The following is a 257-nucleotide window of genomic DNA, read 5'->3' on the forward strand; positions in this document are numbered from 1 at the left end:
CCAGCTGATGATGAGCCTGGTGTCAGGGTTGATGCTGGGTGTGGCGTTCTATCACCTGTTGCCACACAGCATCGCGTTGGAGCAGGGCAGTGTCGATCGCTCGGTCTGGTGGTTAATGCTCGGATTGATTGGCATGTTGCTGATGTTGCGCATGTTTCACTTCCACCAGCACGATTTCAGCCTGGAGGAGGGCGTTCATTATGAGCATGGCCATGGGCACAGTCATGGCCATGTTAATGGCCATGACTGTGCCCATG

Annotated in this window: 1 pseudogene; it reads left to right on the forward strand. The window is 54.9% G+C overall.

Features of this window, described 5'->3' with window-relative positions:
• Positions 1 to 257 (forward strand): annotated as a pseudogene (locus tag A3709_RS23810) (hypothetical protein); the annotation flags it as partial.

The sequence above is a fragment of the Halioglobus sp. HI00S01 genome (genome assembly GCF_001635445.1).
Taxonomy (GTDB): Bacteria; Pseudomonadota; Gammaproteobacteria; order Pseudomonadales; family Halieaceae; genus Halioglobus; species Halioglobus japonicus.